General features: G+C 39.2%; 18 protein-coding genes, 2 tRNA genes and 1 pseudogene. 9 read left to right on the forward strand and 12 right to left on the reverse strand.

Translation table 11 applies throughout. From position 1 onward, the window contains the following. On the reverse strand, positions 1-345 hold the full coding sequence (locus FC24_RS10560) for a YlbF/YmcA family competence regulator (protein WP_057874822.1): 345 nt from the start codon (positions 343-345) through the stop codon (positions 1-3). 101 nt (positions 346-446) lie between these two features. Further along, entirely contained in the window at positions 447-2,588 is a 2,142-nt protein-coding gene (locus FC24_RS10565; protein WP_083485696.1) for a PBP1A family penicillin-binding protein, read from the reverse strand. Positions 2,589-2,765: 177 nt separating this feature from the next. On the opposite strand from FC24_RS10565, the gene FC24_RS10570 reads away from it, so the two are divergent. Further along, positions 2,766-3,668 (forward strand): RluA family pseudouridine synthase, encoded by a 903-nt coding sequence (locus FC24_RS10570; RefSeq protein ID WP_057874823.1) that lies wholly within the window; start codon positions 2,766-2,768, stop codon positions 3,666-3,668. A 40-nt stretch (positions 3,669-3,708) separates the two neighbouring features. Here the strand turns inward: FC24_RS10570 and argR are convergent, their stop codons facing one another. From argR to FC24_RS10590, 4 genes are all read right to left on the reverse strand, one after another. Then, the gene (gene argR / locus FC24_RS10575) at positions 3,709-4,167 is read right to left on the reverse strand and encodes an arginine repressor (RefSeq protein WP_057874824.1); all 459 of its coding nucleotides are present in this window, start codon (positions 4,165-4,167) and stop codon (positions 3,709-3,711) included. Between the two features lie 213 nt (positions 4,168-4,380). Beyond that, on the reverse strand, positions 4,381-6,072 hold the full coding sequence (gene argS / locus FC24_RS10580) for an arginine--tRNA ligase (protein WP_057874825.1): 1,692 nt from the start codon (positions 6,070-6,072) through the stop codon (positions 4,381-4,383). Positions 6,073-6,353: 281 nt separating this feature from the next. Next, positions 6,354-7,064 carry a VIT1/CCC1 transporter family protein gene (locus FC24_RS10585; RefSeq protein ID WP_057874826.1) on the reverse strand — a complete coding sequence of 237 codons (711 nt, stop codon included), beginning with the start codon at positions 7,062-7,064 and terminating at the stop codon, positions 6,354-6,356. A 439-nt stretch (positions 7,065-7,503) separates the two neighbouring features. Continuing rightward, complete coding sequence (locus FC24_RS10590) at positions 7,504-8,367, reverse strand: ParA family protein (protein WP_057874827.1); 864 nt, start codon at positions 8,365-8,367, stop codon at positions 7,504-7,506. A 210-nt stretch (positions 8,368-8,577) separates the two neighbouring features. Between FC24_RS10590 and FC24_RS10595 the strand changes: the two genes are divergently transcribed. Both FC24_RS10595 and FC24_RS10600 read left to right on the forward strand, forming a co-directional pair. Beyond that, positions 8,578-9,237 carry an endonuclease III domain-containing protein gene (locus FC24_RS10595; protein ID WP_057874828.1) on the forward strand — a complete coding sequence of 220 codons (660 nt, stop codon included), beginning with the start codon at positions 8,578-8,580 and terminating at the stop codon, positions 9,235-9,237. A gap of 210 nt (positions 9,238-9,447) precedes the next feature. After that, on the forward strand, positions 9,448-10,041 hold the full coding sequence (locus FC24_RS10600; RefSeq protein ID WP_057874829.1) for a TVP38/TMEM64 family protein: 594 nt from the start codon (positions 9,448-9,450) through the stop codon (positions 10,039-10,041). A 79-nt stretch (positions 10,042-10,120) separates the two neighbouring features. On the opposite strand, the gene FC24_RS10605 is transcribed toward FC24_RS10600, so the two are convergent. The 3 genes and pseudogenes from FC24_RS10605 to FC24_RS10615 all read right to left on the reverse strand — a co-directional run bounded on the left by FC24_RS10605 (position 10,121) and on the right by FC24_RS10615 (position 13,956). Next, complete coding sequence (locus FC24_RS10605; RefSeq protein ID WP_057874830.1) at positions 10,121-11,278, reverse strand: pyridoxal phosphate-dependent aminotransferase; 1,158 nt, start codon at positions 11,276-11,278, stop codon at positions 10,121-10,123. Between the two features lie 126 nt (positions 11,279-11,404). Further along, positions 11,405-12,895 (reverse strand): annotated as a pseudogene (abc-f, locus tag FC24_RS10610) (ribosomal protection-like ABC-F family protein). Positions 12,896-13,122: 227 nt separating this feature from the next. Further along, entirely contained in the window at positions 13,123-13,956 is an 834-nt protein-coding gene (locus FC24_RS10615; protein WP_057874831.1) for an NAD(P)H-hydrate dehydratase, read from the reverse strand. A gap of 105 nt (positions 13,957-14,061) precedes the next feature. Between FC24_RS10615 and FC24_RS10620 the strand changes: the two genes are divergently transcribed. The 5 genes from FC24_RS10620 (at position 14,062) to FC24_RS10635 (ending at position 16,885) form a co-directional block, all read left to right on the forward strand. Beyond that, positions 14,062-14,145 (forward strand) — tRNA-Leu (locus FC24_RS10620). 274 nt (positions 14,146-14,419) lie between these two features. Next, positions 14,420-14,578, forward strand: a complete 159-nt coding sequence (locus FC24_RS11545; RefSeq protein ID WP_157059130.1) for a hypothetical protein — start codon at positions 14,420-14,422, stop codon at positions 14,576-14,578. A 123-nt stretch (positions 14,579-14,701) separates the two neighbouring features. After that, positions 14,702-15,631 carry a serine hydrolase gene (locus FC24_RS10625; protein ID WP_057874832.1) on the forward strand — a complete coding sequence of 310 codons (930 nt, stop codon included), beginning with the start codon at positions 14,702-14,704 and terminating at the stop codon, positions 15,629-15,631. A 20-nt stretch (positions 15,632-15,651) separates the two neighbouring features. Further along, positions 15,652-16,296 carry a hypothetical protein gene (locus FC24_RS10630; RefSeq protein ID WP_057874833.1) on the forward strand — a complete coding sequence of 215 codons (645 nt, stop codon included), beginning with the start codon at positions 15,652-15,654 and terminating at the stop codon, positions 16,294-16,296. Between the two features lie 106 nt (positions 16,297-16,402). Beyond that, entirely contained in the window at positions 16,403-16,885 is a 483-nt protein-coding gene (locus tag FC24_RS10635; RefSeq protein WP_057874834.1) for a TspO/MBR family protein, read from the forward strand. A gap of 65 nt (positions 16,886-16,950) precedes the next feature. Here FC24_RS10635 and FC24_RS10640 read toward each other — a convergent pair whose 3' ends face one another. After that, positions 16,951-17,397: a universal stress protein gene (locus FC24_RS10640; RefSeq protein ID WP_057874835.1), complete on the reverse strand. Its 447-nt coding sequence runs from the start codon at positions 17,395-17,397 to the stop codon at positions 16,951-16,953. 169 nt (positions 17,398-17,566) lie between these two features. On the opposite strand from FC24_RS10640, the gene FC24_RS10645 reads away from it, so the two are divergent. Next, positions 17,567-17,637: transfer RNA gene (locus FC24_RS10645), tRNA-Gly, on the forward strand. 239 nt (positions 17,638-17,876) lie between these two features. Here the strand turns inward: FC24_RS10645 and FC24_RS10650 are convergent. Continuing rightward, the gene (locus FC24_RS10650) at positions 17,877-18,650 is read right to left on the reverse strand and encodes a trypsin-like serine peptidase (RefSeq protein ID WP_057874836.1); all 774 of its coding nucleotides are present in this window, start codon (positions 18,648-18,650) and stop codon (positions 17,877-17,879) included. A 149-nt stretch (positions 18,651-18,799) separates the two neighbouring features. Next, the gene (locus FC24_RS10655; RefSeq protein ID WP_057874848.1) at positions 18,800-20,116 is read right to left on the reverse strand and encodes an MATE family efflux transporter; all 1,317 of its coding nucleotides are present in this window, start codon (positions 20,114-20,116) and stop codon (positions 18,800-18,802) included. Positions 20,117-20,127: the final 11 nt, after the last annotated feature.

Consider the following 20,127-nt stretch of genomic DNA (forward strand, 5'->3'; position numbering starts at 1 on the left):
TTAATCAGTGTATAATTCCTGCACTGGTTTTGTAATTATTTGGTTTAAATCATCCATCATTTGGCTCATGCCTTTTTCTTTTTCCATCAATTCTTGAACTTCTTTGAATTGACCCACTTTTTCAGCTAAGTCATGAGCATTTTTGAGTTCATCATCTTTTAATTCTTGACCCTGCATTTGTTTTTGTTGCAGTTCAATGTTGAGTTTTTGGAATTTCTTAAACATTGTATAAGCAAGTTCGTTTTGTTTCATTTTACCATACGCTGCCTGAAGCGCCATGTACTCATCGGTTTGCCGTAGTTCGCCTTCTAATTGGTTTGCTGTATCGTACACATTTACTGCCATGTTGTGCCTCCGTTAATATAGTTTATGCCCTAGCATATATTTCTCAGTATAGCATGTTTCAAGTGTTTTTCCTAGTGGTTTGCGAACATGTGTTCCTAATACTAATTGCCACCTAATAACCCTTTCACTGAATTAAACCAATTTTTTGCTTTACCTGCTGCTGAATCTAGATTTTCTTTAGCCTTGTTAGCACCATCTTGCACTTTATTCCAAACGTCTGAAGAATTTGTTTTTTGTTCTGCACTAGCTCGTTTTTGCGCATCTTGAGTCGTAAATTTCGTCCCTGGTGTGTTTGGCAAAATATTTTCCATTTCTAATTTCCAAATTCCTGCGACGCCTTCTTCACTGATGCCTTGCAAAAAGTGATTGCTATCCGTATTATCAAAGCCAATCCAAGTGGCAACCACTACATCTGGCGTATAACCCACAATCCACTGATCTTTAGTGCCATAGCCATAGCTGTCCGGCACTTCCGTACTACCAGTTTTTCCTGCAACATCATAGCCACTAGGTTTGGCAGAAGTACCCGTACCATGATCAAATACACCCAGCATCATGCTAGTCATCTCTTTAGCAGTTTTAGCCGACATGATTCGCTGATGTTTTGTTTGCGTATTATCAACAATCACATTGCCACTAGCATCAACAATCTTAGTAATAAAATGGCTTTCTGGTTTTTCACCCTGATTAGCAAAAGCAGTGTAGGCGCCAGCCATCTGGTATGGTGAAACACCAACATTTAATCCACCTAGCGCCATTGCTAAGTTCTGATCGCTTTTTGGCAGTTTAATGCCAAATTTTTTCACTGTGGAAACACCTTTTTGCACACCGATTTGGTCCAATAACCACACTGCTGGTGCATTAAGGCTTTGCGCTAAGGCTGTGTACATCGGAACTTTACCCTTATAATTATCGCCATAATCCGTTGGCGTATAGTGATTAGAGCCATAAGACAGTTTTTTATCCGTCAATTGCGAATCATAGTGATAGCCATTTTCTAACGCAGGCGTATAAACAGCTAAAGGCTTCATGGTTGAACCTGGTTGCCGCTTAATTTGTGTAGCCCGATTATAACTCCGAAAAGCAGGTGACTCATTTCGACCACCAACCACTGCAGCAACGCCACCTGTTTGTGGATCTAATGCGACCGAACCTGCTTCAACTTGTGTCCCATCGCTAGCATTAGCTGGAAAAGCCCAATCTGAACGAAACGCCTGCGACATTTTCTGTTGGTAAGTTTGGTTCAATGACGTATAAATTTTATAACCCTTGTTCATAATGTTTTCTTCAGATAAGCCATAACGATTAATGGCCTCATTTACCACAGCATCAAAATAATAAGGATAGCGATACCCGTTGGATTGCGTATAATTATCTTGAAGATTCAATGGTTTTTGTTTAGCTGTTGTTTCCTGACTAGACGTTAACTTTTGATTATCCGTCATCAACCCTAAAATTAAATTTCGCCGGGATAAATTATTTTTCGGATGTTCAATCGGGTTATAAAAGCTTGGACTCCGTAACATTGCCGCAATACTAGCGGCTTCAGCTGCATCTAGTTCACTAGCGTTTTTGCCAAAATATTTTTCTGAAGCATCTTGAACGCCCCAAACACCATTACCAAAATAGGCATTATTCAAGTACATGGTCATAATGTCTTTCTTAGTGTAGACTTTATTGATTTCAATGGCTAAAAAGAGTTCTTCTGCTTTGCGACGAAAGGTTTGCTGCTGCGTTAATAACGCATTTTTAGCCAATTGCTGCGTAATGGTACTCCCACCACCATTGATCTGGCCACGATGAATGATATAGCTGACCGCAGCCCGGGCTGTCCCTTTGATACTAAAGCCTGGATTAGACCAAAACGAGCGGTCTTCAGTTGAAATCACAGCATTTTGAATCTGTGGTGAAATTTTATCAAAACTGATATAGGTTCCTTTTTGTGCATACAAGGAACCCGCTTTTTGTTTTTTATGGTCGTAAACTGTCGTGGTCGCTTGCAAATTTGCCTTTAAATGCTCAACATCTGCCGTTTTAGCCAAAAATGTGAGGTAAGCACTGACAAATAAAAATAACGTTAGTAAAATTAAAATTAACCAACGCGTCAATAAATAGCGCCGCCAAATCCGCCGTAACCAATGCCAAAAAGCCAACCAGTAGGGACCGATAAAATGCCCAACTGGCGCTAAAAAACGCTTGATTGCCCCAAACATTTGGCGCATAATTGTTAAAAATTTTTGCATAAAAATCCTCGTTTACTGGTAAATTGCTATTTTATTGTAGCATACTTAGCATAGGTAAAAAATTAAGCCTGTTTTAAGTTTAAACAAAGCTAGTGCCCTCAACCACCGACTTTAGTCGCAAAAATAACTCAGTCAATTGGCACTAACCTTACTAGAACATTGCAAAGGGAGTTGCTCATGCAAAGCTGGCATTATCAAACAATCATTAACGCATCACAAAACGGTCATACTTTACGTCAATACATGCGCAATGACATTTTAATTCCTAAAACAATCTATCATGCGTTACGCGTTCAACGTGCAATGACGTTAAACGGACATTACCAGTCGGTGAATAACGTGGTCCATACTGGTGACAAAATTAATCTAACTTTCACTGCCGCAGATTTTAACAAGCGACAGCCCCATTATGTTCCTGATAATACGCGCCAAATTCCCATATTATATGAAAATAAAGATTTATTAGTGGCTAATAAACCAGCGGGGATCAAAACTCACCCCAATCAACCTTATGAAACTGGTACATTGATGAACTATTTAACAGCTTATCTAGCACAAGCGCCTTACATTGTGCATCGCTTAGATATGGCCACTAGTGGCGCTATTTTAGTGGCGAAAAATCCAGTAGTTGTACCTATTTTGAATCGTTTGTTAAGTCAAAAGAAAATTACCCGCCAATATTTTGCTTGGGTACACGGCCATCTACCGAGCCAAGGAACCATCAATTTAGCGATTGGCCGCGATATTGCAGATAAACGAAAACGCCAAGTCGCCGGTATTCAAGCGGTTAACGCCGTCACCCACTACCAAAGTATTAAACAAACCCCGACCGCCACATTGTTAGCAGTTTGGCTGGAAACCGGCCGCACGCATCAAATTCGCGTTCATTTCAGTTATTATGATCACCCGTTAATTGGTGATCCTTTATATGATCCCAAAGCGCTGCAATTTTCACGTTTATTGTTACATTCGGCTAAAATGCATCTACTGCTACCCTTTAGTCTGCAGCCCATCAATATTAAAGCACCGACACCGACTGATTTTTATCCGCTGTCAATCAATGACAATAAACCACGATAACTAAATTATCGTGGTTTAACTTGATTCGCTTACCAAAACATTATTCAACCAATAACCTTTGAGTAAAATAATCATGAATGTCACGTGCGCTTTGCCGATCTGGGCTAATAATTAGAATCGTATCATGACCCGCAATAGTACCTGCAATTTGTGGAAAAGTGAGTTCATCAATGATTGCTGCTAACGAATTGCCATTACCAGGTGCTGTTGTCACCACATTAACAAATTCAACTTGCTGGATTGACACGACCACCTCAGCAATTGTGTCATCTAAGCGCTCAGCGACTGTTTTTTCACCATTATGATAAATTGTATACCGTAATTGTCCTTGTGAATCACGTTCTTTCACAATTTGCATTTCACGAATGTCACGCGAAACGGTTGCCTGTGTGGCATGAATGCCCTCGGCCTCTAACGCTGCAAGCAGCTTTTCCTGTGTTCCGATTGTTTGTTGTTGAATAATTTGTTCAATTTTTGCTTGGCGCTTGTTTTTTTTCAAAAATAGTCACCTCAACCAAAGTTAAAATTTACCGGCGGACCTTGAAATGAACACAACGATTGGTTTATAAATTATTAGCCCTTCAGTATCTAATTAGCTTGATTATACCAAATTCAGGTAAAATTACCCAATTCTGCGAATAATCATTCATTTATTTATATAAAAACGTCACTGGAGAAATCCAGTGACGTTTTTTACTAGTCGTTTTTCAACTTACATTTCTTTTGGGGCGTGAACACCTAATAACGCTAAACTTTGAGTAAGAACTTGGCTGACACTTGCAACCATCGCTAAGCGAGCTGGTTTTTCTGCATCTGCAACCAGCACTTTAGTATTGGCATAATACTTGTTAAAGTTCTTGGCTAAACGTAATGCATATTTTGCTATAACGGATGGCTCATATTCCTTGCTAGCACGAATAATCATGTCAGGAAATTCAGCTAATTGCTTTAAAACATCCCAAGCTGAACGGTCAGCTAACGTATAATCAGTTTGTTGCTTTAAATCAACACCAGCCTTACGCAAAATACTTTGTGCCCGAGCATTGGTGTACTGAACGTAAGGTCCGGTTTCACCTTCAAAACGAACAACATCTTCTAAATTAAAATCAAAATTATTTAACCGCTCATTTTTTAAATCATGAAACACAACGGCACCAATTCCGACATCATTGGCCACTTGATCTTTATTTGCTAAATCTGGATTTTTCGCATCGATTTGTTTGTGAGCAAGATCCACTGCATCGTTTAACACATTTTCTAATAAAATCACACGACCTTGCCGAGTAGACAATTTCTTACCATTTTCAGTAATCAAACCAAATGGAATGTGGTGAATGTCATCGGCCCAATCAAAGCCCATTTCTTTTAAAACGGCTTTTAATTGTTTAAAATGATCCCGTTGTTCATTACCCACAACATAAAGCGACTGCACAAAATGGTAAGTCCGTTTCCGATAAATCGCTGCAGCTAAATCACGCGTGATGTAAAGTGTGGCACCATCGCTTTTTTTAATCAAAGCCGGATTTAAATTATAGGCCGATAAATCAACAATTTCTGCTCCTTGACTCTTTTTAAGCAATTTTTTATCTTCTAGCATTTGCACAACTTCAGCCATTTTATCATTGTAAAATGCTTCGCCTTTATAAGAATCGAATTGAATATCCAACATGTCATAAATTTTCATAAATTCTTGCAACGAAACTTTACGGAACCAAGTCCAAAGTTTGATTGCCTCATCGTCGCCAGCTTCCAGTTTAACAAACCAATCGCGGGCTTCATCATCTAACTCTGGGTGTGCTTGATCTTCTTGATGAAATTTAACGTAATACTTCAATAAATTCGTGATGGGATCAGCTTTAACAGCTGCCTCGCTACCCCATTTTTTATAGCCAACAATCAATTTACCAAACTGAGTTCCCCAATCACCTAAATGATTGATTTTAACTGGCTTATAGCCAACTTTAGTCAAAATGTTAGCCAATGAATTCCCAATCACCGTTGACCGTAGGTGCCCCATTGAAATCGGCTTAGCAATATTAGGGCTGGACATATCAATCGGCACCTGTCCTTGCTGACCTAAATTAGCGTCACCATAATGCTCAGCTTGTTGCAAAATAGTCTGCAACAACTGATGACTAAACTGAGCCTTATCTAAAAAGAAATTAATGTAGGGACCGACCGCTTGAACTTTTTCGAAATTATCAGCATTGATTTTCGGTGCAAGATCAGCAGCAATCTGCTGTGGCGCCTGCCGAAAAATTTTTGCCAAGGTAAATGTCGGAAAAGCATAGTCCCCTAAATCAGATGTTTTTGGCACTTCAATTAATTTAGCAATCGCCGCTGCATCTAAATGATCCTTTAAAACTGGCAATAAAGCCTGTACAACAAGTTCTTGTTCGTTCATAATCATACTCCTTTATCAATTTAATGCTTAAACTAAATAAAAAATCTCCTACAGCCAAATAACTGTAAGAAACGAGTCAAACCCGCGGTACCACCCTTTTTGATGATTATCCACTCAATATTTAATTTCTCCTCGAAAGGGCGACTCAATGTGTTAATCATCTAGCTTCCACCAAATCTAGATTCGCTGGCCATTAATTGACATTGATTAATTTTCTCATCGGAGCAACTTCGGTAGCTACTATACCTTATCTAAAAGGTTAATTCAAGCCTAGATGCAACCTAAATGGCAAATAAATGGCCTACAGCATAAGTAACAAACATGGTTAAAAGTCCTACTAAAAGGTTACGCAAAACGGCCCGTTTGCGTTTTGTCTTTCCCAAAGTCGCACTGGCATAACCAGTTAATAATAGCGCACAGGCAACTGCCAACATTGTAACCGAAACCTTCCACTTAGCTGGTACTAGCGTAATGGTTAATAATGGTAAAATTGCGCCGGCAAAAAAAGAACAAAAGGAAGAAATTGCCGCATGCCAAGGATTAAAATAATTACCTAATTCAATATTATATTTCTCACGACAAGTCGCCCCTAAACCATCTTTTAGCATTAATTCTGTGGCCACTTGTTGCGCTAATTCTTTTGAAATTCCCTTAGCGGTATAAACAGCCGTTAAATCGGCTAATTCTTTGGGATAGTTTTTTGCAATGGCTTGTTTTTGTCGGTGTGCTGTCATGGCCTGCATATCGCGTTGCTGGCTAACTGAAACATATTCGCCGCCACCCATCGAAAATGCACCAGCCAACATGCCCGAAACACCAGCAATAAATAAAGCAAACGAGCTCTGTTGGGCGCCTGCGACACCCAGAACGATCCCAGCGGTTGAAATAATACCGTCGTTCATCCCTAAAACACCAGCACGTAAAACATTGAGCCACTCGGATAAACGTAATGATGGCTTGGCCTGTGACCGATGAAGATGTAAATCAAGCATAATAAATCGTCCCTTCTGTCGTTTCCAACGACATGCAATCTATGTGTAGCAATTAATTTGTGAGGATGTCTCTTAAGGAGATATTTCACATGAGAGCACCGTACAAATTAATGTTGAGCTAATTGAAATTCCTTCTCAATTATAGCACGCAATTGAAAACGAATACAGGGGTGATAATAATTTTTTATTGATTGCAGTCAGCCACCATTAAAAGCCCTAGGTGTTGATCTTTAATAAAAAGCTGTTAACTACATTATTTCTATCAAATGTTAATCAAGTACAGCCTACCTTTGCAAAACTTTTCACTAAATAAGAAACGGTACTGGTGGTCTAATGTAAAAAAATACGGCGTAACCCACTTGAAGTAGCTTACGTCGCATTACCGTTTGACCCTAAAACTGATTGCTTTACGATCACAATAATATTGACAGTTTATCCATCATTCAGAAAATAATTTAATCGCTTTGCCTTTAGCGGTTAATCCTGCGGGCGTTGCAAATTGACCCAATTTTTGTTGCAGCTCAATACGTGCCCGCAACTCATTGAAGATTTCGCTATACATCACACCAGCTAATTGGCACGCACCAGCATATTTTTTCTGCATTGCTGCTGTAAATGGTGCGTTAGCAGCTAGCCAATCATTTTTAGTAATCACAGTATGGAAAGAGTCGGCAACATCAAAAGAAGAAACTGGCTCAGCTGCATAAAAAGGTGTGGGATTGGTCAAATCTAATGACAAGTGCCCCACAATTTCTGCAGTAACATTGGTTTGAATTTCTTTTAACTGCTTCAAATAATAGAAGAGCCGATCAGTCGCATGAAATCCAGCAGAACCAGTCGGCTGCATGACGACAACATAATCTGTACTGGCTAAGCAGTTATTAAACGTCAAAGCAAAAGTTGCCCCGGTATCAATCAAAATATAATCATATTGCTGTTTTAGCTCAGCAACTAAAGGGGGCATTAAGCTAGTTGTCCGCTGTGTTTGTGTTGTTGCCTCTGCTTCAACTGCCGTTTCAAAATAACTTTCGATTTCCGGGGCGCCCGGGATTAAATCTAATTGCGGCCGCAAGGGGGTGATTACCGTACCTAACTGTTTGACCGTTAATCCGGTTGTTAGCTTAGCTTGTGTTCGTTGTTTAAACAACGCTAACAGCGTTTTCGTTGCTACTAAATCCGTTGTTGCGTCAATCACCAATACACGTTGTTTAAATAATTTATTCGCGACTAAAGCCGTCATAATACTTGCAGTTATTTTACCAGTCCCAGCTTTTGAGCCTGCAAACATGACCACTTGTCCCATAAAATCACCTACTATTCTTCATACTCATTACAACTTCCATTATAACTTAAAAAAACACCGACTACGGGTTTAAATTTAATTAGCCGCCCTACATTTAATTCAGTTTTTTGTTAATTCAACAGCAATACCACAACAGATCAGTCGAAATCTCACTTTATTTTGCGTATGATAGAATTAGATAATGATGAGATTGATTAAGGAAGTTTTTAAATGCAATTAACAATCCGACAACTTTATGACACCATGTATCAAACAATGGGGCCTCAAGGTTGGTGGCCCGCTGATTCTAAATGGGAAATTATTTTAGGGGCCATCTTAGTACAAAACACAAATTGGCGCAATGTTGTTCCTGCCTTAGATCAGTTGAAACAGCAAACCGCCTTTTCGCCACAGCGTCTACACGGGTTAACAGCTGACCAACTAGCGCCATTAATCCATTCAAGTGGTTTTTATCGTAATAAAAGTAAAGCAATCGCTGCGGTTTTTAATTGGCTGGCCCAGTATAACTATGACTTAACCCACATTAAAACTAAATTGGGATCCAAACTAAGGCCGGCTTTATTAAACATCCGGGGTATTGGTGCGGAAACGGCTGATGTCTTCTTAGTTTACGTTTTTGATGTGCCCATTTTTATCGCAGACAGTTATGCCCGCCGGTTATTCAACTGTTTAGGCATCACTAGTACAACTTATCAACAATTAGCCCGGCAAGTTAAACTGCCAGCTGATTTTAGTGCGGCAGAAGCCCAAGAATTTCACGGTTTAATCGATGAATTTGGCAAGCGCTATTTGCAGTCTGCTAATGCTTGGCAAACCAGTTTTTTGGCACAGCAGCACGCGACAATTAAATTAACACCGATAACCACTTAATAAATTAAATTTATTTAAAAAATGGTTTTTATCAACCCTGATAAGTTTTTTTACGCTATAATAATGGCTAAATTTAAAATAACGATAGCTTAGCCATCCGCCTTAAGTAAATTAAAATTCAGCCTTCTGACTGAAGTATTTTACTAGGCAAATTGTTTAGAATATGGTATAAACTTATCAATCAAGCACAATTTTACGGAGGGGTTGCCGATGAAGACAGTTACGTCACGCCGTTTACTTAACTTAATCTCCTTAGCTGGACTAGGAGTTTCAATTTGGTTTATCGTCTATTGCTTCCATTTAGGCGTTTTTCACGATACAACTATTTTGCAAAGTTTAGTCCAACAAGCTGCCTTTTTTGGCCCATTATTATTTATCGCCTTACAAATTGTGCAAGTCGTCGTCCCAATTATTCCCGGTGGAATTAGCCTAGCTGCCGGTGTACTGATCTTTGGACCCATCACGGGTTTTATGTATAACTATATCGGGATTGTTTTAGGCTCAATGTTAGCCTTCATTTTAGGCCGGCGCTTTGGTAAACCATTAATTCATCATTTGATTAGTCAAAAAACTTATGAACGTTATATTGGCTGGCTAGATAATCAAAACCGATTCACCAAATTATTTGCTTTAGCGATCTTTTTACCCGTTGCACCAGATGATGTCTTGTGTTTATTGGCCGGATTAACTAAAATGTCTTTTAAAACTTTCACGCTAATCATTTTGTTAGCTAAACCGGCAACTATTTTTCTTTATAGTTATGCATTAGTCTACGGCGGTACCTTTTTAAGCCAGTTGTTATGATAAACATTGACTTGATAGCATTAAAAAGAAGCAGTTGTGTCATAATTGATGATACAATTGCTTCTTTTAGTTAACTAAACTATTTTTGAACATAGGCACGTAAGCGCTGAACGGCTTCCTGTAAAGTTGCCATACTTGCCGCATAGCTAATCCGCACATAGCCATCACCACCAGGACCAAATGAAGCCCCAGGAATCAACGCCAATTTTTGCTTTTTGGCTAAATCACGGACAAACGTCCAAGAATTCTGAGCGCAATTTATTGGAATTTTAGCAAACAAATAAAAAGCCCCATCTGGTCGTGCCACCTTAAATCCTAACGGGCGTAATGCTTTTAACAAATAATCACGTCGTTGAATATAGGCTTGCGCCATTTGTTGACTGTCTGCTTGCCCATTTTGCAGCGCTTCTAACGCCGCATCTTGCACCATAGTTGTCGGTGCCGTTACCATGTATTGGTGTGCTTTGATCATTTGTTGAGTTACTAGCTCAGGAGCCAGCAAAAAACCAATCCGCCAGCCTGTCATCGCATGTGATTTAGATAAACCATTAATCACAATGACTTGCTCCGGAATAAAGTTAGCTAATGATTCATGTGTCTGGCTGTAAGACAATTCAGCATAGATTTCATCACTGATTACCCATAGTTGGTGCTTTGCAATTACTTTAGCTAAGCCAGCGAGTTCAGCATGATTATAAGTCACACCAGTTGGATTATTGGGATAATTCAGCACCACTGCTTTGACCGTTTTACCTTGCTGTGCGTTAATTGCTGCTTCAAGTCGTTGCGGTGTGAGCATAAAGTGATCAGCACTAGTATCCAATAAAACGACTTGCCCGTGATTTAACAATGTATCCGGAATATAAATTGGAAAAATCGGAGTGGGAATCAAGATCACATCATCTGGATTAACTAACGTTTGTAAAGCTGCCGCAATTCCTCCCGTCGCACCAACTGTAGCAATCACGTTTTTTGCTTGATAATGCCAATTAAATTTTTGGTTATAATAGGCTGCCGCAGCTGCTCGTAATTCTGGTGTCCCGGCATTTGGCGTATAATGAGAACGATTTGCTTTAATCGCATTGATTCCAGCTTGTTTAATGTGTTCTGGTGTATTAAAATCCGGTTCTCCTAAAGTTAATTTAATCATCCCTGAAATCTGGCTAACTTCCCCATCAAATTGGCGAATGTCCGATACTGCGATCTTTTTGACTGTTTGGTTAAAATCTGTTCGCATTGATTTCCCCTGCTTTCTGATGACCTAGCCACTTAATTACCCTTCATTGTACAATGATTACCTGCTGCTTGTGAATACTAAAAACGCTAGGTTAAGGGAATACTTAACCTAGCGTCTAATTTAAAGTTACCTTAGCGACACAATTTGCGCCGCTACCCGATTAATAAAACTTTGGTCATGTTCGATTAACAATAAAGTGGGCCGTATCGAGTGTAATAATTGGACAAGTTGTTCTTGATTATAAATATCCAAATAATTTAACGGCTCATCCCAAACATATAAAGCTGCCGGTTGAGATAATGATTTAGCCAACTCCACTTTTTTCCGCTGCCCCATACTGAGATCTTCAATCCGTAGATTAAATGCTGCTCGCGGCAATCCTAATTTATGCAGATTATTTAAAAAAGCTTGTAAATCCAATTTTTGTGCTATTGCAAAGTCTGCTAGTTTACCCTTATTTTTTTCATAATTTTGACTGACATAACTGATCGCCAGCTGGGCTGGCTGTTGAACATTACCTTGTACCTGACCAGTAAATTGACCCTTTAAATATTGAATTAATGATGTTTTACCACTGCCATTTGGTCCAACTAATGCCACACGTTGTTTATTTTCCAAAGTGAAGGATGTTGGCTTAAAGAGCCATTTTTGTTGATAACCTAATCGAAGCTGTTGGACATTTAATAGTTGTTGGTGACGACTAGGCTGAAAATTCATCTGCAACGGCACCACTTGTTCAACGTTTTTTAATAACCGTTGTTTTTGCGCCACTTCAACGGACAAGCGTCGTTGTAACTGTTTTGCCCGCTTCATTGTCCGTGCTGCCCGTGCACCAATAAACCCAGTATCCATCACTGCCCCACTGCCTCTTTGCTGTGGGTGACCATACTTATCTTTCTCACGACTTTGTGACCACTGCACTTTTTTCGCTGCGGTTTGCCGCAGTCGCAAAATTTCTTTTTTAAGTTTATCATTTTGTGCTTGTTCAAATTGATCGCTTAATTGTTTCTCCTTTTGATAAACGGCAAAATTCCCCTGATAACAGCTAATTTTATTTTTTTCAATTGCTAGTGTGTGGTCAGTCACTTGATTTAAAAATGATTGATCGTGACTAACAACAATAAAGCCTTGATATTTTTGTTGCAAGTAAGCAGCAACTTGCTGGCGACTGCGAAGATCCAAATGATTGGTAGGTTCATCCAGTAACGGAAAACGTCCAGGAACCACAAATAACGCCGCTAGTAACGCTTTAGTCTGCTCACCACCCGATAAAGTAACAAATGGCTGCCACAATAAATCAGGTGTCAACTGCAACTGCCGGAATTCCCGTTCAATTTACCACTGTGGCACATGGGTTAACGCCAATAAAATATCGTCGGTCAATTGGATTTTATCAGAAATAGCTTGAGGAAAATAATTAAACTGTTGCTGCTGATCAATACTGCCTTGATAAGGTAATTGTCCCAACAATAAACGTAATAATGTTGTTTTGCCCCGACCGTTACGACCAACTAAACCTAAATGCCACTGACTATCCAAATTAAAATCAGCTTGTTCAAATAACGGTTTTTGCCCGGGATAGGCAAATGTTAACCGTTTAATTTCTATTTTAGACATACACTCACCTCACTGATGAACTGCTTTCAAAATCAGCTCAAAAAGTGCGGACGCAAAAAGCACCTGCACATTGAATCACTAAGCCAATCCTGAAAACAAGCGCACTCATCCCCTTTAACTAAGAGATGAATAACGACAAAATTAACAGCTTAGCTTAGTTTTTCAATGCACAGATGCCTCCCTTAAGTGAATAACGTTATTATAGCAGATCTAATTAACATTGCAACCTAACCTGCCATCTGCGCCATAAAATGCGGCAGCGCCGTGATAATTTGAGTTGGCAGGGTTACATATTGTTGTTTTGCTAAATTGTCGCTAATTTTACTATGACTGTAAATTGCTGCTAAAATGCTTTGCCCCCGATTTTGGGTAAATTGCGCTAAAAAGCCAGCTAAAATGCCAGTCAAACAATCACCCATCCCGCCGGTTGCCATTGCAGCTGAACCCACTGGATTCTGCCAAACCGTACTTGAATTTGCCAAATAAATTTCAGTCCGGTGGGCTTTGACAATAACGTCGGCTCCCAATTGCTGCTGGACACGCTGATTTTGTGCTGGCGTCTGTTGAGGTAATTTGATCCCAGACAAACGCTGCCACTCCATTTGGTGCGGTGTAAAAATCAATTTTGCATGTGGTAAAGCTAGTTGATGTGTTGCAATTAAGGTAATTGCAGAACCATCGATAATTAAATTTTGTTGGGGTTGCACCCGACTAAAAACAAATTTTAAAACCGCTAAGGCAGTAGCATCCGTTCCCAGACCAGGACCAATCACAATGCAATCCATCTGTGGCATCAGCGCTGCAACCGCGGCATAGTCTTGATAATCCACTACCATGGCTTCAGGCAACCGCGCATGTAAACTCACAAAATTCTGTGGTGCAGTGGCACAGGTCACTAACCCGGCACCACTATAAACTGCTGCACTGGTACTCATAATGATCGCCCCGCCAAAATGTGTATTGCCACCAATGGTCATCACACGGCCAAAGGTCCCTTTATGACTTTCCTGTTGCCGTGGCTGAATCACGTGGCGAACAATTTCTTCGGTAATTTGCTGCATCTTCAACACTCCTTTATCACAATTAACACTAAGTTCAGTATAACAAAATATCCTTGACCAGACTGGTGCGACAATGCTACACTATTTAGGTGCTAATAGTGCATTGCCGCTGTGGCGGAACTGGCAGACGCGCAGCATTCAGGGTGCTGTTTCCTTCGGGAAGTACAGGTTCGATCCCTGCCAGCGGCATTTAGAATGAATTAAAAGAAAATTTTGTTTTTAAGAATCCTGTTAAACCAACGTTTAGTGGGATTCTATTTTTTTAGAATGAACTAAAAAGGACCAAAAAATAAATAAATGGTGCACGGTTGGTGCACGGTCGCTACTTTTTAAGTAACTTAAATTTAAAGTAATTACTATTTCTTTATAAGATTAATATTTAGTCATGTGCTTTTAATACTGCTAAATTATAATAGTAAGTAATGGCATTTAAAAATTATCTAATTTAAAGGAGATCATTTTAATGATACGCAACATTTTGGCAATTGTCGCACTTTTACTAGCAATTATCAGTTTAATCGGCTTTTTAATTAAAATTCCCATGATTGAAACTATTCGCGCGCTGGCCAATCTAGCTGTTATCTTATTTTTCATCGTCTCCAGGCAGCAACACAAAGCATGACATTAATTTACTGAAAAACGGCTGAAACGGTTTTTAAATATGTGCAAATTCATTTAAATCAGGTTGAACTTTTTCAAACTAGCTACCGCCAAACTAAATTTCAGGTATATAATGAGTTTTATTATGAAGATTAATAAACGATTATTTCTCAAGAAAATCTGCATTATTGTTTTAATAATACTTGAATTAGTCCTTTTATTAGCCCATTTTGCAGTTGGTAACGGACAACATCGCACTTCGCTTTTTAACGCAACACAACCACTGGCAAATAACGTCCAGGCCGTGAAAAAGCGCCAAGACATTCAACTACGTTTAAACCGTTATTTAAAAAGGGTTACCCGGGATAAAACTGTCAGCGTCAGTTTCTATAATTTAGGTCCGTTAAAAAACAGTCCTGCTGCGAAAAGTAAGTTGGCGGCAACCTATCAACCTGGGAAGCTACAAGCTGAATACCATGCACGTCAACCTAAAACTGCAGCAAGCACCTATAAATTATTTATTGCCGCTTACCTTTTTAGACGCGCAGTCTACCAAGATTTTACTTGGACCCCAGAGCTTAAAGCCGGTTTTCGCGAAATGATTGTCTACAGTGCAAATGATTTCCCAGAAGCCATGTTAAAACATTATGGGTTGGATTCCATTAATCAATTCATTAAAGATCAGCAATGGTACGCTCCTGTTTTTCAATCAGAAAAAATTTCTAAAACTACTACCTATAGTTTGCAATTGCTACTCATGGATTTAGTTAAAGGACGCGGTGCTTTTATTAATACTGCTAATCGCAATACGTTATTGAAATTAATGCGTCAGCAAAAATACCGTGCTGGGATTCCCAAAGGTGCTGCTCAAGCAACAGCTGGTACAACCGTCGCTGATAAAGTTGGCTTTTTAAAAGACACCAATAATGATGCTGGCATTGTCACGTTGCCCAATGGCCAGCACTACATCTTAGTTATTTTCACCCATGGACACCACCAGCACGACTTCAGTGGCTTCAAAAAGATTGCTAATATCACAAAACATGTGCAAACTATTGTTTACAGCAAACAGTAATACGAAAAGAAGGTGGTTAAATGTACATTGCAATTAATCCAGAACGCAAGTTTAACCTAATCATCTTGTTGCTTGTAGAACTCATTTTAATCACACTTATGCAGTTTCAATCAGCGCTACTTCACTTAATTAACCAGATTGGCCAGCTAATTGCTACTTTTATCCTTTTACCTAGCTGGCTCAATCGATTAGGTTTATTTGCCAGCCACTGGTCTATGGGGTTGTTTTACGCCTTAATCTTATGGTTTTTTCTTTGGGGATTTAAACACAAACTCATTGCTGCTTGGGTTTTATTAACTTATCTGGGCGGCACTGCAGTTGGTTTATTCCTCCAAAAAACAATGACAGTCTTGCCGCTTCAAATTACCACCACGATCATTAATCAGCGGGTACTCATTTTAACGATCATCAGTAGCTGCTTAATGACTGCCCTATCACCGCTAATTCGGCAAGTTAATAAACAGCGCGTATTAAAAGTTAGTTTGTGGATAGTTAATTTTTGGCTGATTGTCACGTTGTTAAAAACTAAAACTGCTACAGTATCAACGCTACTCACTAGTACTATTTTTGCCCAAGCTTGGCTACAATTCTGTCAGGCACAATATTTGGTGCAATTTAAACAATTACAAAACTGGCCACTATTTAGACACTCAGATTATAATTGAGTAATTCCAATTTATTGGTGACTTAAAGCATTAAAATTCCTTTTTAAACTTAGCCTATGGTAAGCTAAAAATCAATTAAAATTAGTTTACTAAGGAGATGAGTCCTATGTCAAAGTCACCTCACGCACCGCGCGCATTTAATTGGAAGCACCTTCTAGCCATTATTATTGTTGTCGAAGCATTAGGGATGTTATCCGCACTTTTAGCAGGTAATATTAGAGTAACTTATTTACACTTCGCACTACCGCAATTTTCCCCACCAGCTAGCCTATTCGGCATTGTTTGGCCGCTACTTTACCTTATGATCGCTATCGCTGGCTATCTCTATTTCAAAGCAAATGGTAAAACGTGGGGCTACACGTTATTTGGAAGCCAGCTACTGCTAAACTTCATTTGGAGCATTATTTTCTTTCATTTCAACTGGTATTGGCTCGGCCTGATCATCATTATTGTACTTGATTTAGCCGTGATTGCGTGTATACGTGAGTTTAGTAAAAATAGCCGCTGGTCAGCTTGGCTTTTAGTCCCTTATCTAATTTGGTTATTATTCGCTACTTACCTCACTGTCGGTGTCGCACTTTTAAATTAATTTTGGCAATAAACGACTACTAGTAAAGCCCCGACCAAAAATTGGTCGGGGCTTTTTTATGCAACTCAATAGGAATTTTCGTGATTAACTACTAAAACTTTAGACTTTCCGTAACGAATAACATAATTTGAAGTCGAGCTAGATAATAATTTAGCTAAAACATCTCGCTGACTTTTACCAATAATTACCAGATCAATATTATATTGGTGCGGTAATTCATGCGCAATAATTTTTTTAGGAATACCTTTAGCTAAAATGGTTGTCGCCAGTACGCCATTAGTTTTAGCTTTAATCTGAGCTTGATTTAATAAATGTTGCGCATAAGAAGCAACGCCAGTATAAAAGTCAGCTGATAAAACGCCGTGGCGATTATAAGTAAAAAAATTACGCTGGTCAATTACAGTGGCAATAAACAATTCCGCCTGAAATTGTTGTGCTAATTGAATGGCCTTTTCTAAAGCAACAGCAGATTGATGACTGCCGTCAACTGGCACTAGGATTCGTTGATACATCGCATCACCTCATTTAATTTATGGTTAAGTATGCTGATTTAACAGTCATTCCACAAGAAATATGCAATTAATTGAATTTCACATTCTGCGCACTTACAAATGACATTCGTCTTAAATTAAGGCTGGCATGATAAAAATGGATATGCTATACTGTAATAGTTGAAATTTTGCGGGTGTAGTTTAGTGGTAAAATTCGAGCTTCCCAAGCTCGCGTCGCGGGTCCGATTCCCGTCACCCGCTTCATTAGATTAAGAAAGAACGGCGATAATTATCGCCGTTCTTTTTTGTTAAATTGCGTATCAACAAGTAATCGACCACGCTTGTTGGCACAATTTCTTGCACAAACTTCTTAATGCTAGCTGACTCCACTCAATATACATCAATTTTAGCCTAGTTAACAATATTTTAATTAACGTTAGCAAATGGCCGATTAAAGTTGTACCAGTAAACAACATGTGCTTGCTAATTATTTAGCTTAACTATTTCATATGTGCTTGAATAAATTGATAATGCTCATCATTTATGATAGCCCCATAATTCCCATAATCATTATTCGCATTACCATTGGTGTGAACTGCAATAATTTCATGTTGATTATTATAGATTGGCGAACCTGATTGCCCACCAATGGTATCTGCATCATGAAATAACCGTTTACCTATATGCTGGACGACTTTGCCAGTATCCGTCCACATCGTTGCATGAGCTTTGTCTTGGGGATAGCCAGTCACCGTAATCGGTGTGCCAATTTCAGCATGATTGGTCACTTTTAAAGCTAGTGGCGTCACAACATCACCAATACTTTCACCTGCTGCATTAGGCGCAATATTGATCACAGCCAAATCACTATCAGAATTTGGATCAGCAGCATATTCTTCAGGAAAATGGATTGCCGTAATTTTAAATTTACCATATGGATACTTAGCACCGCTCCGTCCTGGTGCAACGTAAATATTTTCTGATGCGAAATCGTCCACAATATTATCCGCAATATGACCAGCAGTTAAAACCGTATTTTTCCCAATCACAGCACCACTACCCCACGACTTACCAGTTTTAATGTAAGTCATACTCGCATATGGTGCAGTTGTCGTCTCTGTTACTTCAGTTCGATTATCTTCATCAATAATCGATCTATTTTGAGTCACTGTTTCTGCAGCAACTAATGATGGCAAACTACATAGACCAATACTACTAACTAACAATAAGGCACCGCTCACCACGATGTTGAGTAAAAAACGTTTCTTTTGCATAGGTTCGCCTCTTTTCATTTTGTTATTTTTTCAGTTTACGAAAAAATCAACTTAATTGTCAAAAAAAACACAGCCTTTTGTGCCGACCCCAAAAAATCTAATTTTTTGAGGGCAGTACATCGGCTGTGTTTTTTAATACTTTTATAGCGCTAAAGTGTGACCAAACGGCGGTATAACCCAAACCCAATTAAAAATGTCAAAATGTCAGCAACTGGTTGCGCTAAAATAACGCCTTGCAGGCCAAACAACCAAGCTAACAACACAATGACAGCAGCAAAAATGATGCCTTGCCGTGAAACCGCCATAATTAAAGCGCCAGTAGCTTTACCTAATGATTGGAAAACTGTGGTAAAGACCAAGATTGCACCGACAAACGGGGCGGTAATCAATAACCAGCGTAGCATTTTTGTGCCTAAAGCCACGATTGCAGCCTGATTCATAAATAAAGCAACCAACTGGGGCGCAAAAATCATCAGCACTAATGCACATCCCAAGGCATAAACTACTTCAATTAAAAAATCAAACCGCAAAATGGCATGAAAACGCGCTTTGTTTTTAGCACCATAATTATAACCAATTAAAGGCTGAGCCCCAAAGGCAAAACCAACCATAATCAGCATGACCACCATGTAGATTTTTAGCACAATTCCCATTGCTGCAACTGCAGTGGTCCCATAACGTGCTAAATAATTATTTAATAACATCACGCCAAAGCTTTGCATGAAATTTGTTAGTGAAGCCGGAATACCGATTTTTAAAACTGCTCGCACAGCTGGTGGTGCCACTCGCCACTGATGCGGTGATAGCGTCAAAATTTGACAATCTTTTACCATAAAATAAACTAGCAAACTCGTGTTGAGTGCATACCCAATAACATTAGCTAGGCCAACACCAGTTGCACCCCAATGAAAAACAAAAAGAAAAAGCGGATCTAGCAAAATGGTTAAAATCGTTCCCGCTAAAGTTGCTGCCATTGATTTAGTGGCTAACCCTTCTGTACGAATAATGTTACCTGGAACCAATGATACAATGATAAAAACTGAACCAAGCGCCATCATCCGGTAAAAACCCGCGGCATAAGGATAAGTTGCCGCGGTCACACCTAAAAGCTTCAGTAGTGGCCGCTCAAATACTAACATCAAAACCGTTAGTAATAAACTGAAAATAATGGCCGCGTAAAAACAAAAACTGCTGAGATGCGCACTGTCTAAATGCTGTTTTTTACCCAGTAACTGGGAAATTATGGCACTACCACCTAGTCCAAAAATATCTCCCACTGCTAACATAAATGAAAATAATGGCGTACCTAGCGCAATTCCTGCTACTAAATTAGCATTTCCAGTTTTAGCAACAAAAAAGGTGTCTGCCAAATTGTATATCATACTAGCAACCATGCCCAAAACTACTGGTAAGGCTAATTGCATGTAAACTTTAGGAATTGATTCATGTTCAAATAATTGTTCGATCTTCACAATTG

This window comes from Loigolactobacillus rennini DSM 20253 (assembly GCF_001436505.1).
GTDB lineage: Bacteria > Bacillota > Bacilli > Lactobacillales > Lactobacillaceae > Loigolactobacillus > Loigolactobacillus rennini.